Source organism: Terribium retamae (assembly GCF_022347545.1).
GTDB classification, from domain to species: Bacteria; Pseudomonadota; Alphaproteobacteria; order Rhizobiales; family Rhizobiaceae; genus Mesorhizobium; species Mesorhizobium retamae.
In genome coordinates this window covers 26,159-40,520 of record NZ_JAKREW010000033.1, presented here as the reverse complement: position 1 = coordinate 40,520, position 14,362 = coordinate 26,159, and the positions used below count along the sequence as shown (strand labels likewise).

The 14,362-nt window shown below is 60.6% G+C and carries 13 protein-coding genes; 9 read left to right on the top strand and 4 right to left on the bottom strand.

Annotated features, from left to right (window positions below):
* The first annotated feature begins 1 nt into the window (after position 1).
* The 6 genes from L4923_RS23760 (at position 2) to L4923_RS23735 (ending at position 6,945) form a co-directional block, all read left to right on the top strand.
* The gene (locus L4923_RS23760; RefSeq protein WP_239369581.1) at positions 2 to 766 is read left to right on the top strand and encodes an N-formylglutamate amidohydrolase; all 765 of its coding nucleotides are present in this window, start codon (positions 2 to 4) and stop codon (positions 764 to 766) included.
* On the top strand, positions 763 to 2,079 hold the full coding sequence (locus L4923_RS23755) for an aspartate aminotransferase family protein (protein WP_239369580.1): 1,317 nt from the start codon (positions 763 to 765) through the stop codon (positions 2,077 to 2,079). Before L4923_RS23760 ends, L4923_RS23755 begins: the two co-directional genes overlap by 4 nt.
* Before the next feature lie 10 nt (positions 2,080 to 2,089).
* Entirely contained in the window at positions 2,090 to 2,641 is a 552-nt protein-coding gene (locus L4923_RS23750) for a pyridoxamine 5'-phosphate oxidase family protein (protein WP_239369579.1), read from the top strand.
* Positions 2,641 to 3,591, top strand: coding sequence for a 2Fe-2S iron-sulfur cluster binding domain-containing protein (locus L4923_RS23745; RefSeq protein ID WP_239369578.1), 951 nt, complete (start codon positions 2,641 to 2,643; stop codon positions 3,589 to 3,591). The genes L4923_RS23750 and L4923_RS23745 overlap by 1 nt, the downstream gene beginning before the upstream one ends.
* 229 nt (positions 3,592 to 3,820) lie before the next feature.
* Positions 3,821 to 6,010 (top strand): anthranilate synthase, encoded by a 2,190-nt coding sequence (locus L4923_RS23740; RefSeq protein ID WP_239369577.1) that lies wholly within the window; start codon positions 3,821 to 3,823, stop codon positions 6,008 to 6,010.
* A 5-nt stretch (positions 6,011 to 6,015) separates the two neighbouring features.
* A complete protein-coding gene (locus L4923_RS23735; protein ID WP_239369576.1) occupies positions 6,016 to 6,945 on the top strand; it encodes a cation diffusion facilitator family transporter in 930 nt (309 codons plus the stop codon).
* A gap of 7 nt (positions 6,946 to 6,952) precedes the next feature.
* Here L4923_RS23735 and L4923_RS23730 read toward each other — a convergent pair whose 3' ends face one another.
* Complete coding sequence (locus L4923_RS23730; protein WP_239369575.1) at positions 6,953 to 8,038, bottom strand: hypothetical protein; 1,086 nt, start codon at positions 8,036 to 8,038, stop codon at positions 6,953 to 6,955.
* A gap of 95 nt (positions 8,039 to 8,133) precedes the next feature.
* On the opposite strand from L4923_RS23730, the gene L4923_RS23725 reads away from it, so the two are divergent.
* Together L4923_RS23725 and L4923_RS23720 are read left to right on the top strand one after the other, a co-directional pair.
* Positions 8,134 to 8,571, top strand: a complete 438-nt coding sequence (locus L4923_RS23725) for a DsrE family protein (protein ID WP_239369574.1) — start codon at positions 8,134 to 8,136, stop codon at positions 8,569 to 8,571.
* Between the two features lie 164 nt (positions 8,572 to 8,735).
* On the top strand, positions 8,736 to 9,062 hold the full coding sequence (locus tag L4923_RS23720; protein ID WP_239369573.1) for a putative quinol monooxygenase: 327 nt from the start codon (positions 8,736 to 8,738) through the stop codon (positions 9,060 to 9,062).
* Between the two features lie 45 nt (positions 9,063 to 9,107).
* On the opposite strand, the gene L4923_RS23715 is transcribed toward L4923_RS23720, so the two are convergent.
* The 3 genes from L4923_RS23715 to L4923_RS23705 all read right to left on the bottom strand — a co-directional run bounded on the left by L4923_RS23715 (position 9,108) and on the right by L4923_RS23705 (position 12,145).
* Positions 9,108 to 10,100: a Bug family tripartite tricarboxylate transporter substrate binding protein gene (locus L4923_RS23715; RefSeq protein ID WP_239369572.1), complete on the bottom strand. Its 993-nt coding sequence runs from the start codon at positions 10,098 to 10,100 to the stop codon at positions 9,108 to 9,110.
* A 98-nt stretch (positions 10,101 to 10,198) separates the two neighbouring features.
* Entirely contained in the window at positions 10,199 to 10,975 is a 777-nt protein-coding gene (locus L4923_RS23710) for an esterase family protein (RefSeq protein WP_239369571.1), read from the bottom strand.
* A gap of 3 nt (positions 10,976 to 10,978) precedes the next feature.
* The gene (locus L4923_RS23705) at positions 10,979 to 12,145 is read right to left on the bottom strand and encodes an ATP-grasp domain-containing protein (protein ID WP_239369570.1); all 1,167 of its coding nucleotides are present in this window, start codon (positions 12,143 to 12,145) and stop codon (positions 10,979 to 10,981) included.
* Between the two features lie 472 nt (positions 12,146 to 12,617).
* Here L4923_RS23705 and leuA point away from each other — a divergent pair, with 472 nt between their 5' ends.
* Positions 12,618 to 14,294: a 2-isopropylmalate synthase gene (leuA, locus tag L4923_RS23700; RefSeq protein WP_239369607.1), complete on the top strand. Its 1,677-nt coding sequence runs from the start codon at positions 12,618 to 12,620 to the stop codon at positions 14,292 to 14,294.
* Positions 14,295 to 14,362: the final 68 nt, after the last annotated feature.

Sequence of the window (14,362 nt, the reverse complement as noted above, 5' to 3'; positions counted from 1 at the left end):
TATGGATGCCGAACCTGAACACGACTGGCCTCAGGCCGTCGAGGTGCTCAATGAGGACGGCCGTTCCGGTATCGTGCTTCTGTGCGAACACGCTTCCAACCACATGCCCGCCCGCTACCATGGGCTGGGCCTGGAAGCGCCACATCTGCAGCGCCACATCGCCTGGGATATCGGCGCGGCAGAAGTGACGCGACGTTTGTCGGAGCGGCTGAACGCGCCCGCTTTCCTCAGCAACTACTCGCGTCTGCTCATTGACCTCAACCGGCCGCTGGGCTCGGAGGGCAGCATTCCCGTGCGCTCTGAAGACACCGACATTCCCGGCAATATCGGTGTGGACGAAGCTGAGCGGATGCGACGGGCAGCGATCATGTTCACGCCGTTTCACGACGAAGTCGCACGCCATCTCGATATCCGCCAAGCTGCCGGGCGGCCGACGCTTATCGTCACGATCCACTCCTTTACGCCGATCTTTCTCGGCAAAACACGCCCATGGCATGCGGGCGTGCTTTATGACCGGGCCGTTACGTTGGGCGAAGCCATCATCGACGGGCTGCGTCTCGACCCATCGCTCAACGTGGCGCCCAATGTCCCCTACGTTATTAGCGAAGATGCCGACTATGCTGTTCCGGTCCATGGCGATCGGCGCGGCATCGAGGCGGCGCTGGTGGAGATCCGGCAGGATCTGCTGGCCGACGAAGCCGGCATCGAGGAATGGGCCGGAAGGATGGCCGCAGCGCTCACACGCATTCAGGAAGCTCAAAGATGAGCCATGTGGGGCTGCGCCAGCGCGATGCACGGGCAATCGCCGAGATCGGACGGTTGCGCTTCTCGCCGCTTTCGCTGGTTGGTGGTCGCGGCAACAGGCTGATCGAGGAAGGCGGCCGCGCGGTGCTCGACCTGTCCGGCTCCGCAGGCCCCGCCCTGCTAGGCTATGGTCATCCGGCCATCGTCGAGGCGGTAGAGAAGTCTATACGCAACATGGCAGGCGCCAGCCTGCTGCTCTACCCGAATGAACCGGCCGTTTCGCTGGCGGAAAAACTGCTGGCGGTGACGCCTGGGGAAGGCGAGCGCCGGGTCTGGTTCGGTCATTCCGGGTCCGACGCGAACGACTGCGCCTTGCGCGTGCTGGCGGCCGCAACAGGCAGACCGCGGTTCATCTCCTTCATCGGCTCTTACCACGGCAATCTCTCCGGTTCGATGGGCATCAGCGGCCACACCGCGATGACGCATACGCTTCCGAGGCCAGGCGTCCTGCTGCTCCCTTATCCCGACCCTTACCGGCCGCGCTTCAGCGCCGAGGCCGTGCTGTCCATGCTCGACTACCAGTTCGAGACCACGTGCCCGCCTCACCAGGTCGCGGCCGTCTTCATCGAGCCGATGATGTCCGACGGTGGCTTGATCGTGCCGCCGCCAGGATTCTTGAAGGCGTTGCAGGAACGCTGCCGCCGGCACGGTATCAAGATCGTCGTTGACGAGGTGAAGGTCGGTCTGGCGCGCAGCGGTCTCATGCATTGTTTCGAGCACGAGGGGCTGACACCCGACATGGTCGTGTTCGGTAAAGCGCTGGGTGGCGGCCTTCCTTTGTCGGCCGTGGTCGGTCCGAAAGAGATCATGGATCATGCGGCAGCCTTCGCCTTGCTGACGACCGCCGGCAACCCGGTTGCGACGGCGGCCGGCGGCGCGGTGCTTAAGGCGATCGAAGACGAGCGCCTGCCAGGACGCTCTGCCCGCATCGGCACGCTGTTCGCTGAAGGTCTGCGCGCGCTGGCCGGCCGGCACGAGATCATCGGCGAAGTGCGTGGCAGGGGCCTCGCTGTCGGTGTCGACCTGGTCGTGAACCGCGACACGCGCGAACCCGTGCCCGCGACCACCACGGCCAAGATCATCTACCGCTGTTACGAATTGGGCGCGGCACTCACCTATGTCGGGCTGAAGGCCAACGTGCTTGAATTCATGCCGCCGCTGACGCTGACCGCGGACGACGCCGCTGAGGGCGTCGCCATCGTCGACCAGGCGATCGCCGACGTCATGGCCGGCAAGGTCTCGGATGCGGATGTCGCTTCCTTCATGATGTGGTGAGGAGAGAGCCATGGGACTGGGTTGGCGCACGATCCCCGACGAGATGCGTGCCTTCATCGAGGCGCAGAAACTGTTCTTTGTCGCGACGGCGCCGCATGACGGCCGTGTGAACCTGTCGCCGAAGGGGCTCGACACGCTGCGCGTACTGGATGAGCGCACCGTGACCTATCTCGATCTGACCGGCTCGGGCAACGAGACCGCCGCTCATGTCACCGAGAACGGACGCATGACCATGATGTTCTGCGCCTTTTCCGGCAAGGCTATGACCTTGCGCCTCTATGGCAGGGCCGAACTGATCCGGCCCGATCATCCCGAGTGGCCAGCTCTGCGCGCGCCGTTCCCCGACCTGCCTGGCGTGCGCCAACTTTTCCGTCTCAATGTCGAGAGCGTGGCGACCTCCTGCGGCTGGAGCATCCCCCTCGTCGGCGAAATGCAGGAGCGCGACGAACTGGTGAAATGGGCCGGGGCCCAGAGCGAGGACCAGATCGAAGCCTATCGTCTCGCCAACAACGTTGTCAGCATTGACGGGCTTTCCACCGGCTACGTGTCCGACGATTTCTGATGGAGAGCCCAGATAATATCCGCATCACCTTTTCCGATGGCGAGGCCATGGACTTCCCGCCGATCAATGGCGAGTCGATCCTAGGCTCGGCGGAGAAGGCCGGCAATACGCTGGCCAGCAATTGCCGCGAAGGCACCTGCCGCACATGCATGGCGCGCGATGCAGATGGCAACGAAGTGCTTTTGTGCATTACCCCGGCACAACCTGGCATGGCTTTGAACCTGCCCTATCAGCGCCCCGACGTGATGCCCCCTTCCCTGCGGCGCGCCAAGATCAATGCGTTTTCCCGCGCATCCCGTTCGGTCTGGGAAATCCGCTACAGGTTGCAGTTCCCCCTGCCCTTCCTGCCCGGCCAATATGTCGAGGTGCTTTTTCCCGGCATGGCCAGTCCGCGCCGCTTTTCGATGGCCAACCCGCCCTCCGGCAAGGAGCAGGTGCTGCATGTGCGTGACCTGCCGGGCGGCGCCATGTCCACCTATCTCAATGAGCGGGCCAAGCCCGAGGACGCCTTCACGGTGCGCGGTCCTTTCGGTGTCTTCTACCTGCGCTCGACCGCGCGGCCCAAACTGTTCGTCGCCGGTGGCACCGGCCTGGCACCGATCGTATCGATGCTGTCAAGCATCGACCCTGCAACCACGCCGCCGCTGGCCGTGATTGCCGGTTTTGCCGACGCCGAAGACGCTTATGCGTTGGAGGCCCTGCGCACGCTCGCCAAAACGCTGCCTCTGGAGCTGATACTCGCTGCCGACAAGGCCAGCGAAGCGTGGAGGGGTTTCGTCGGCAACCCAATCGCGGCGCTGGGAGAGATCCGTACGATCCCGCTCGACAACAGAACCGAGGCCTATCTGTGCGGACCGCCCGGAATGGTCAACGCAGCACGCAGCGCGCTTTTGGCGCGCAACCTCCAGGCCGCGGCGATCTTCAACGAAGAGTTCGTCCACTCCTCTTGATGTGGCGTGAAGGCCGCGCGCAAATCCGGTTGCATGAGCCCCCATTCGCAGCTAAGGAAATCGCCATGAACATGCTTTCGATCAAGACCGTTTGGTGGTGGGCCAGCTAAGAGCGGCCTGTCGGAACGCGTGTGCGTGAAAGACCAGAGTGGCCGCAGGAGAAGTCCGGCGGCCTTTTGTTTTCCAGAAATGCCTCCAGACCTCACCGCGGCGGAACAGGGAGATGGCAATGACGGTGGAAATCCTGGAAAACGGCGCGGAGCGGTTCGTGACCGCCGGCGGCATCGCGATCACGCGACAGCGGCATGACACACCCTATCAGGGCGCGATCGAATCCTACCTTGACGGGCTGAACTCGCGGCGCGGCGCGGTCTTCTCTTCCAACTATGAATATCCTGGCCGCTACACGCGCTGGGACACCGCCATCATCGATCCCCCGCTCGTCATCTCCTCGCGCGGCCGCGCCATGAAGATCGAAGCGCTGAACGCTCGTGGCGAAGCGCTTCTGCCGACGATCAACAAGGTATTGGCGAACCTTTCGGAAATCGCGATCACCGAGAGCACCAAGGCGCTGACCAGGCTGGAAGTTGCCAAACCCGGCCGGATATTCACCGAAGAAGAACGCAGCCGGATGCCCTCGGTCTTCACCGTGTTGCGCGCCATCACCGGCCTGTTCAAGAGCCCCGAAGACAGTAATCTCGGCCTCTATGGCGCTTTCGGCTATGACCTTGCCTTCCAGTTCGACCCAGTCGAGCTGAAGCTGGAGCGCAAGGAAAGCCAGCGCGATCTCGTGCTGTTCCTGCCCGATGAGATTCTCGTCGTCGACCACTATTCAGCCAAGGCCTGGACCGATCGTTACGACTATGCCGGCGACGGGTTTTCCACCGAGGGCCTGCCACGGGAACCGGTCGCGGAACCTTTCAAACCAGCCGATCGTATTCCGCCACGCGGCGACCACGAACCGGGCGAATACGCCAAGCTGGTGCGCCGGGCGATGGACAGCTTCAAGCGCGGCGACCTGTTCGAGGTCGTGCCTGGCCAGATGTTCTACGAACGCTGCGAAACCGCGCCTTCGGAAATCTCGCGCCGTCTCAAGACGATCAACCCCTCCCCCTATTCCTTCTTCATCAATCTCGGTGAGGGCGAATATCTGATCGGTGCCTCGCCGGAGATGTTCGTGCGCGTCAATGGCCGCCGTGTCGAGACCTGCCCGATTTCCGGCACCATCAAACGCGGCGACGACGCCATCTCGGACTCCGAGCAGATCCTCAAGCTGCTCAACTCCAAGAAGGATGAATCCGAACTCACCATGTGTTCGGATGTCGACCGCAACGACAAGTCCAGGGTTTGCGAGCCGGGCTCGGTGCGTGTCATTGGCCGTCGCCAGATCGAGATGTATTCGCGCCTTATCCACACCGTCGATCATATTGAAGGCCGCCTGCGCGAGGGCATGGACGCTTTCGACGCCTTCCTGTCTCACGCCTGGGCGGTGACCGTCACCGGTGCACCGAAACTCTGGGCGATGCGCTTCATCGAGCAGAATGAGAAGAGCCCGCGCGCCTGGTATGGCGGTGCCATCGGCATGGTGCATTTCAACGGCGACATGAACACCGGCTTGACGCTGCGCACCATTCGCATCAAGGACGGCATCGCCGAAGTGCGCGCCGGCGCCACGTTGCTCTTCGATTCCGTTCCCGAGGAAGAAGAAGCAGAAACCGAACTGAAGGCCTCCGCCATGCTCTCTGCCATCCGCGACGCCAAGGCCGGCAATTCCGCTGGCATCGAACGTGCAACCGCTCGTGTCGGCGAGGGTGTCCGTATCCTGCTCGTCGACCATGAGGACAGCTTCGTCCACACGCTGGCGAACTACTTCCGCCAGACCGGCGCAGATGTGTCCACCGTGCGCACACCAGTGCCGGAAGAGGTATTCGATCGCTTTAAGCCGGATCTCGTGGTGCTCTCGCCCGGCCCCGGCACGCCGAAGGATTTCGACTGCGCCGCAACCATCAAGAAGGCGAGAGCGCGCGAACTGCCGATCTTCGGTGTCTGCCTAGGCCTGCAGGCACTTGCAGAAGCTTATGGTGGCGAGTTGAGGCAACTCGCCATCCCCATGCACGGCAAGCCGTCGCGCATCCGGGTCTCGAAACCCGGCGTCGTCTTCTCGGGACTGCCGAAGGAAGTGACGGTCGGCCGTTATCATTCGATCTTTGCCGATCCGGTTCGTCTGCCCGATGACTTCGTCGTCACTGCAGAGACGGAGGATGGTGTCATCATGGCCTTCGAACACAAGAAGGAGCCGATTGCCGCGGTGCAATTCCATCCCGAATCGATCATGACCCTCGGTCACAATGCAGGCATGCGCATGATCGAAAATGTCGTCGCGCATCTGCCGCGCAAGGCAAAGGAAAAGGCAGCCTGAGCGGAATGACAGCAGTAACGGCCAAGGACGCGACCAAACGGAAAGTCGCCACGCTCGCTTTTTGGTCGATCGTGGTGGCATTTGCCGTTCTTGGCCTGAAGCTGCTCGCCTGGGTCATCACCGGCTCTGTCGCTCTCTACTCGGACGCGCTGGAATCGATCGTCAATGTGATCGCTTCGGCCGCCGCCTTCTGGGCGATCCGCATCAGCCACAAGCCAGCCGACCAGGATCACCCCTTCGGCCATCACAAGGCGGAATATCTATCGGCCGTTCTCGAAGGCGTGCTGATCGTCGTTGCTGCCATGCTGATCCTCAATGAGGTTTGGCGCACCTGGCAAAATCCGGCTCCCCTCGAGCAACCTTGGACGGGTCTCGCCGTCAACGGCCTTGCGACCTTGCTCAACGCCGTCTGGGCTTGGATCCTGATCAGCATAGGTCGTTCAGCACGGTCCCCCGCCTTGGTCGCCGACGGCAAGCATATCATGACCGATGTCGTCACCTCGGTCGGCGTCTTCGTTGGCTTGGTCGGCGCTGTCTTCACCGGTTGGCACGTCCTCGATCCCGCACTTGCCGTCATCGTTGCGTTGAACATCCTGTGGCAGGGCTGGCACGTCATCGGCTCATCAATGAGCGGGCTGATGGACCGCGCTGTCGATATGGATGAGCACATCCGCATCCGCGACATCATCTCGGCCAATTCCAAGGGTGCGCTGGAAGTCCACGACCTGCGGACCCGTATCGCCGGGCGCGCTACCTTCATCGAATTTCACATGGTGGTCGATGCGGATATGTCGGTCGGCGAGAGCCACATCATCTGCGATCGCATCGAGGATGCCTTGAAGGCTGAAATCCCATCGGTGCGCATCACCATCCATGTCGAGCCGGATGACGAAGCCAAACTGCCGAAGGGGACGGTCGCCGTTCCCTTCGCCTGAGCCCCGCCTACTGCGCGCAGGCCAACTGCGGCATTGCCTCCAGTCGGAAAACCTTGTCGTCCGACTTCGTTTCGCCGCTGATTTGACAAAGATTGGCTAAGGGCAGGCTCTCGTTAGGATTGGCCAGCATCATCATGCCATTGGCACCGCGACGCAGATAGATCTCCTTCTCCGACAGATCGCAGGAGGCTCCATTGGCGGCGGCGATCGCCACACAGCGCCATTGGTCGGCCTCGCCTTGGCAGGAATAGGTTTGTGTGGCCTTCGCCGCCCCCTTGCGGGAGGTCATGGCGACAACGAGGTCAGCCCCGTTCGGCCACTCGGCAATCGTTCCCTTGGTCGCAAAGGAAGCAAGCTCCGCCTTGCCGCGAAACACACGGATTGCCTGCGTCAATTGATCAGGATGTGACGCGAGATGTTCAGCCGAATAGTCTCTTCCAAAACAAAAAGGTTGGTCTGGCTTCAACCGCACGCGCAACGGATCGCCCAGCGCTGGGTTGACTGGATCGATCCGAGCGAACTCGGCGTTGCAGTCCGCCACGGGCCTTCGTTCGAGCAGAAAACCGTCATCATCCGTTCCAAGCGCCTGCCGTTCGTACTCCGCCTTGCCGAGTTCTTCTTCCGCGCCGACGTCGAGGTAGATGTCGCGGTCGAAGGCATCGACTTTCAGCCGTCCGTTTGCATCCAGGCTGAGCTCGGACATGGTCCTGTCGCATTCCATACCGCAGTGGATCGGACCCTTTTCCTCGCCTTCTCCGAATGTATTGCACCAGCCACCGACCCAATCCGGCTTGGAAGCGCCCCGCACGGTTGTCGTCATGAAACCGTTGAAGCCAGCGGAACCCACGCCATCATATGGGTCCTCGCTGACCCGACTGACCGGGTCAGGGCCGTGATAGAAGAATATCCGTGCCACCTTCTGGTGCGGATGGGCTTTCAGATGACTTGCGTCGTAGATCCGGCCGAAACAGGCACTGCCACCATCCGGGCTGAGTTCTTTCAGCATCCGTGGCTGGTCGGCGTATGCGCTTCCTTCCACGGTGAGCATGGCAGCAACAGCGCCCGCAACTGCGATCTTCGTCGACGTCACCATCGGCCCTCTCCCACCAAGATCCGCTGGCCAGGATTTTATGCTAGGAACCTGCCGAAGGCCACGTGCATTATGCTGTCGAGAACGGGACGGTTTTCATGCTTCGCAGGGATATTTTCCGCGGGTTCTTGGCTTCGGCCGGGGCTGTCTTCGGGGTAAAAATGGCAACTGCCGCACCGGCGGCATCTCCCAGGCAGAGAGTTGCCTACCATCTCAACGACATCGACAAGGTTGCTTTCGTGCTCGGCAACATCAAGAACCATTATGAGGGCACAGCTGGTGATGTCGAGATCGTTCTGGTGGTTCACGGCCCTGCGCTTGCTGCGTTCAAACGCGATGGCGCTTCCGCGGCGATCTCCAGCCGTTTTGCCGGACTGGTGAAAAAGGGTATGACACCGCATGCCTGCGCCAACACCATGCACGGCATGGACATCGCGCTACCCGATCTGTTCGAAGGCTTTGCCAGCGCCGATGCCGGCGGCGTCGTGAAGCTCGCCGAGTTGCAAATGGCGGGTTATGTTTATCTAAGGCCTTGATACCGGGCTCGTTTTCGTTCGATGATCGGTCCAGCGCATCGGCCGAAAACTGAAATCGCTTTTAGGAATGCAGGATGCGCGAGTTTAAGGTCCGAGAGCGTCCTCTGCGTGTCCAAATCGGCCCGCGCGGCGCTCTGGAGGGGTAACGATCGAAGGAGTGCCTGATGTATGGCCTGATCGGAAAGATGCGAGCAACTCCCGGCAAGCGAGAGGAACTCTTGCAGCTCTTGCTCGAGGCGACCGATTCCATGCCCGGCTGCCTGAATTATATCGTTGCCCGTGACCCAGCCGATACCACGGCTATCTGGGTCACCGAAGTCTGGATCGACGCGGCAAGTCACAAGGCGTCGCTTCAACTTCCGCATGTGCAGGAAGCAATCGCGCGAGCCCGTCCGATGGTGGCTGGCTTCGATTTCCAGTTCGAAACCGAGCCCGCAGGCGGATATGGGTTGAACCAACCCGCCGAGGCGGGCGGCGAAGTGCGGGGCTGACGCCCCGCACAGCGTGTTTGAAGGTCAGGCGGCGGAAACGCTCGATCACTCGACCTGAATTTTGGCCTGCTTGACGATCGGTTCCCACTTGGCGAGTTCTGCCTTGACGTGAGCTCCCAGTTCTTCCGGCGTCGAACCGACAATGGTGGCGCTGAAATCGCCCATCTTGGCGATCACTGCCGGATCCTTCATCGCCTTGTTGGCCGACGCGTTGAGGCGATCGACGACCTCCTTCGGCGTGCCGGGCGGCGCAAACAGCGCGTTCCATGTATAGGTTTCATAGCCGGGCACCCCGGATTCGGCGATGGTCGGGAGGTCCGGGAACGACGTCACACGCTTGGCTGTCGTCACGCCGAGCGCCTTCAGTGTCCCGCCCTTGATGTGCGACGAGGAGGACGGCAGGTTGTCGAACATGATCGGCACTTGGTTGGCGATCACATCGTTGAGTGCCGGGCCAGCGCCTTTGTAAGGGATGTGCTGCATCTCGACGCCAGCCATGATTTTGAACAGTTCGCCCGAAAGATGCAGCGGCGTGCCGATGCCCGATGAGGCATAGGAGTATTTATCTGGCTCCGCCTTCAGCAGCGCGACCAGTTCCTGGACATTCTTGGCCGGCAATTCCGGATTGACCACCAGAACATTAGGCACGATCACCAGCAACGAAACCGGCGAAAAGTCCTTCTCGGGGTCGTATGGCTTGGTTTTCAGGATCAGCGGATTAAGCGCATGGGTGGCCACGGTGCCCATGAGAATGGTGTAGCCGTCCGGATCGGCCCGAGCGACACGGTCGGCGCCGATATTGCCACCTGCACCCGCAACGTTCTCCACGATCACCTGCTGGCCAAGATCGTCCGACATCTTCTGCGCGATGATGCGCGCGACGAGATCGGTCGAGCCGCCAGCCGCAAACGGCACCACCAACGTCACCGTGCGATTGGGAAACTCCTGCGCAACCGACTGCGATGCCATGCCGGCCAGCGGCAGCACCGATAGCCCAAGCGCCAGGACGGCGCGCCGCGTGAATTTAGAAAATGCCATGCTGTTCCTCCTCATCCCTCGCCCATGCGCGCCTCGCGCCCGAATTGGTTACGACAATCGCTGGGAGCAGACAACAAGGGCAGGCTGTGGAAGATCGCCTAGTCCAATCGATGCTTCAGGTCCTCATCAAGCCATCGGCTGAAAAAGTAGGAAAGCTGCTTGTGCCACCAGGGCCAGTCATGGTCGACATCGCCGCCCCAATAGTCGACCCATGCTGGAATGGCTTTCTCGCGCAATACACGCTCCAGCGCATGCGTCTCGGCCAGCATCTGTTCCTCCCAGGCGCCCTGCCCGCAACAGAAGATCAGCCGCAAGGAGCGCAGCCGCGAAAGCAGGGCTTCATCGGAAACACCCGGCAGGTAATCGAGCGGAGAGTTGAAGTAGATATCGCCCGCCAGACCGTCTCCGAGAAAACCTCGCGTCGAATAGACACCCGAAAGAGAAATCACACCGGCTGCAAGGTCGGGATAGCGGAAGACAAAGTTCGACGAATGATAGCCGCCCATCGAGCAACCGGAAAACAGCGGTTTCAAGGATCGGCCGCTGTTGGCCTCTGCGGCGGTGACCGCAAACTCCGGCAAGGCTTCCTCGCGCAGATAGCGAAAATAAGCTTCATGCCGGGCGATACGACGAGCAGGGTCGCCGCTTTTATCGAAGAAGCTCTCGCTGTCTATTCCATCGACCGTGAATATCTGGATGCGGCCGGTATCTATGAATTCGGCAAGCGCACCGACTCCGCCGGCATCTTCAAACTGATAGAAACGCCCTTGCGAAGTCGGGAAGACGATGACCGGACGTCCGGCATAGCCATAGCGTTTGTATTCCATGTCGCGGCCGAGTTTGCCGCTCCAGCGCTTATGATAGGAAATGTCCATCGCTTATGCCTCCTCGGCATGGATGTACTCGACCGCTTGGCGCAACGCATCCCGATCGCGCGAACGCAACTGATAGGCGTAGTTTCCCATTGCGCGGCTGAAGACCTCTTCGATGTCCTGATGATGGACGATCTTGTCGGCGTGGGCGGCTAACACATCCGCATGGCTATGGCGATAGCGGATATGGTTCTTGCGGCTGGCATAGACAGTGAAATATTTTCCTTCAAACGGCCCGCCAACCTCGTTCTTGACGACCATGTTGGCCCATTCGGCGTAGATATCGACGTCGAAAGTGTAATTGATGGCGTCCGGCATCCAGGCGCCGGGTGGGCGGATATTGACCTCCAGTGCAATGATCTTCCCTTGCCTGGTTTCAAACAACTCGATGTGAAAGAAGCGCTCCCTAAGGTCGAAGGCTTTGACGATCCTGCGTCCGGCATCCTCGATCTCAGGCGGAATTTCGGGCCGGCATGTGTAGCTCATGTGCTTGTTCTTATTGACGACATCCATGATGGAGTCGTCGTATTTGGTGCTCGCGGCAAACACGATCACACCGTCGCGGTTGACGAGACCGTCATAGGTCACGACGAGGCCGTCGATGAATTCCTCCATGACGAAACTCATACCCTCCGGCTTGATCCGGAAGAACTCGTCCAGTTCGGCAACATTGGAGATCTTGTAGGTGTGCGTGGCGCCTGCGCCTGAATCCGGCTTCACCACCACAGGATATCCGACCTTGCGCAGGAAAGTCATGGCGCCGGCGCGGTCGGACGTCTTGCGCTGTGCGATCACATTGACGCCGGCCTTGCGGAACGAGGCCCGCATGCGGCTCTTGCGTTTGATGTTCTTCACATAGTCGAGCTTGATACCCTCGATGTTGAAGTCGGTGCGGATACCGGCCTCCAGATCAAGCCAATGTTCGTTAAGCGACTCGAACCGGTCGATCCGTCCCCATTCGTGGATGAAATGGCCCATCGCGCGATAGATCTGATCGTAATCCTCCATGTCGGTGATGCGGTAATATTCGCTGAGCGCGCTTTTGAGTGTGGGAGCCAGCGCTTCGAAAGGCGCGTCGCCGATCCCCAGCACCGTCGCGCCAGCCTTTCTTAGCCGATCGCAGAAATCGGCGCCATTGGCGGGAAAATGGGGCGAGAAGAACACGAAATTCATGATCAGCCCTCCGTGGCGCTGAGCATGCGCCGCGCGATTGGGGAACTCTGCCGCATTTGGATGAAACCGCAAAGGAAAACCGCGTCGGCGGCCCGAAACCGGCGATAGCACCACGCCTCGCTTGCCTTGGGCAAAACGCTCCTGTATGAGAGCGGCCATGAAGACGCGCCCAGCATCCTTTGCTTTCCGTCCGACCGGCCTCGCCGGCGAGACCGTGCGCGCCCTTTCCTCGACCCTTCTTCTTCTCGGCCTTATCGGCGATCGCCGGGTCCGCTGAAGGAGCGCCCGGCGGTCGTTGCCGCCAGGGCTCGATCCCAGGCAAGCTCCTCAAGTCACCAAACCGATTGACTTAGCCTAAAGGCGCTGCTTGTGCTTCGGCGATGCCGGCCAGCAGCCGGGAGACTGAAAGATGAGTTCCACACAACGAAAGAGCGTCGAGGTCGACATGCCACAAGCTTTTGCCCCCAAAGGCATGCCGAATGCCGTACGCAAGTACGAGCCCTATCCTTTGGTTGGCCTCACCGACCGCACATGGCCGAACAAGAAGATCGAGAAAGCGCCGATCTGGTGTTCCGTCGATCTGCGCGACGGCAACCAGGCATTGATCGACCCGATGGGACACGAGCGCAAGGCGCGCATGTTCCAACTGTTGCTCGATATGGGCTTCAAGGAGATCGAGGTTGGCTTTCCGTCTGCTTCGCAGACCGACTTCGACTTCGCGCGCTGGTGCATCGAGGAAAGCGGCGTGCCTGACGATGTCGACCTGCAAGTATTGGTGCAATGCCGGCCCGAATTAATCACGCGCACCTTCGAGGCACTCGAGGGCGCCAAGACCCCGATCGTCCATTTCTATAACTCGACCAGCGAGTTGCAGCGCCGTGTCGTCTTCCAGAAGGACGTCTCCGGCATCAAGCAGATCGCTACCGATGCCGCCAAGATGATCACCGATATGGCAGCCAAGGCTGGTGGCGGCTATCGTTTTCAGTACTCGCCGGAAAGCTTCACCGGCACTGAGCTGGAAGTCGCGTTGGAAATCTGCAACGCGGTTGCCGAAATCGTAAAGCCGACGCCCGACAACAAGCTGATCATCAACCTCCCGTCGACCGTCGAGATGTCGACGCCCAATGTCTATGCCGACCGCATCGAATGGATGATCCGCCATCTCGACAACCGCGACAGCCTGATCATCTCGCTGCATCCGCACAATGACCGCGGCACCGGCATCGCAACGACCGAACTCGGCCTGATGGCCGGCGCCGACCGCGTCGAAGGCACATTGTTCGGCAATGGCGAACGCACCGGCAATGTCGATGTCGTCACGCTGGCGCTCAACATGTTCACGCAAGGCGTCGATCCGGAGTTGGATTGCTCCGACATCAACCGCATGAAAGACGTCTATGAGTATTCCAACCAGCTCAAGATTCCCGAACGCCACCCCTATGTCGGTGAACTGGTCTACACCGCCTTCTCCGGCTCGCATCAGGACGCCATCAACAAGGGAATGAAGGCTATCCAGTCCGCCAACAAGGAAGTTTGGGAAGTGCCGTACCTGCCAATCGACCCGCAGGACGTCGGCCGCAGCTACGAAGCGATCATTCGTATCAACTCGCAGTCGGGCAAAGGTGGTATCGCTTATGTGCTGCAGGCCGACTATGGCCTCAATCTGCCACGCAGCCTGCAGGTCGAGTTCAGCCAGGATATCCAGGCCATTACAGACGCGGAAGGCAAGGAAGTCTCCGCGAAGCGTATCCATGAGCGCTTCATCGACCGCTATGTCGAGCAGCCTGGGGCAAGGCTGAAATTCGTCGATCACCAAACTTTCCCCGATACGACGGCGAAAGGCCGCCGCGTTGTCGAGGCGGTGATCCTCGACAAGGGCAAGGAAACCATCATCAAGGGCACCGGAACCGGTCCGATCGATGGTTTTGTCGACGCGCTTTCGCGCCATCTCGGCGTGGCACTGTCGGTTCTCGACTATTCCGAGCATTCGCTGCAGCGCGGTTCGAACGCCTCCGCTGTTTCTTACGTCGAAATGGAGCACGAAGGCGGCAAAACTTTCGGTGTCGGCATCAACACCAACATCGTCGGTGCTTCGCTCGAAGCGGTCGTCTCGGCGGCAAACCGCATTATCGGCTTCAAAACCCGCTGATTTATCCCAATTTCGGCAAACACCCCGGCTGGATTTTTCCAGCCGGGGTTGTAATGATTCAACCGGGC

Bases quoted from the DNA above. Each gene is read 5' to 3' on its own strand.
- L4923_RS23725 (WP_239369574.1), top strand. From the start codon at position 8,134: ATGCTTCGCAGGGATATTTTCCGCGGGTTCTTGGCTTCGGCCGGGGCT.
- L4923_RS23755 (WP_239369580.1), top strand. From the start codon at position 763: ATGAGCCATGTGGGGCTGCGCCAGCGCGATGCACGGGCAATCGCCGAG.
- L4923_RS23715 (WP_239369572.1), bottom strand. From the start codon at position 10,100: ATGGCATTTTCTAAATTCACGCGGCGCGCCGTCCTGGCGCTTGGGCTA.
- L4923_RS23730 (WP_239369575.1), bottom strand. From the start codon at position 8,038: ATGGTGACGTCGACGAAGATCGCAGTTGCGGGCGCTGTTGCTGCCATG.
- L4923_RS23705 (WP_239369570.1), bottom strand. From the start codon at position 12,145: ATGAATTTCGTGTTCTTCTCGCCCCATTTTCCCGCCAATGGCGCCGAT.
- L4923_RS23740 (WP_239369577.1), top strand. From the start codon at position 3,821: ATGACGGTGGAAATCCTGGAAAACGGCGCGGAGCGGTTCGTGACCGCC.
- leuA (WP_239369607.1), top strand. From the start codon at position 12,618: ATGCCGAATGCCGTACGCAAGTACGAGCCCTATCCTTTGGTTGGCCTC.
- L4923_RS23720 (WP_239369573.1), top strand. From the start codon at position 8,736: ATGTATGGCCTGATCGGAAAGATGCGAGCAACTCCCGGCAAGCGAGAG.
- L4923_RS23735 (WP_239369576.1), top strand. From the start codon at position 6,016: ATGACAGCAGTAACGGCCAAGGACGCGACCAAACGGAAAGTCGCCACG.
- L4923_RS23745 (WP_239369578.1), top strand. From the start codon at position 2,641: ATGGAGAGCCCAGATAATATCCGCATCACCTTTTCCGATGGCGAGGCC.
- L4923_RS23710 (WP_239369571.1), bottom strand. From the start codon at position 10,975: ATGGACATTTCCTATCATAAGCGCTGGAGCGGCAAACTCGGCCGCGAC.
- L4923_RS23760 (WP_239369581.1), top strand. From the start codon at position 2: ATGGATGCCGAACCTGAACACGACTGGCCTCAGGCCGTCGAGGTGCTC.
- L4923_RS23750 (WP_239369579.1), top strand. From the start codon at position 2,090: ATGGGACTGGGTTGGCGCACGATCCCCGACGAGATGCGTGCCTTCATC.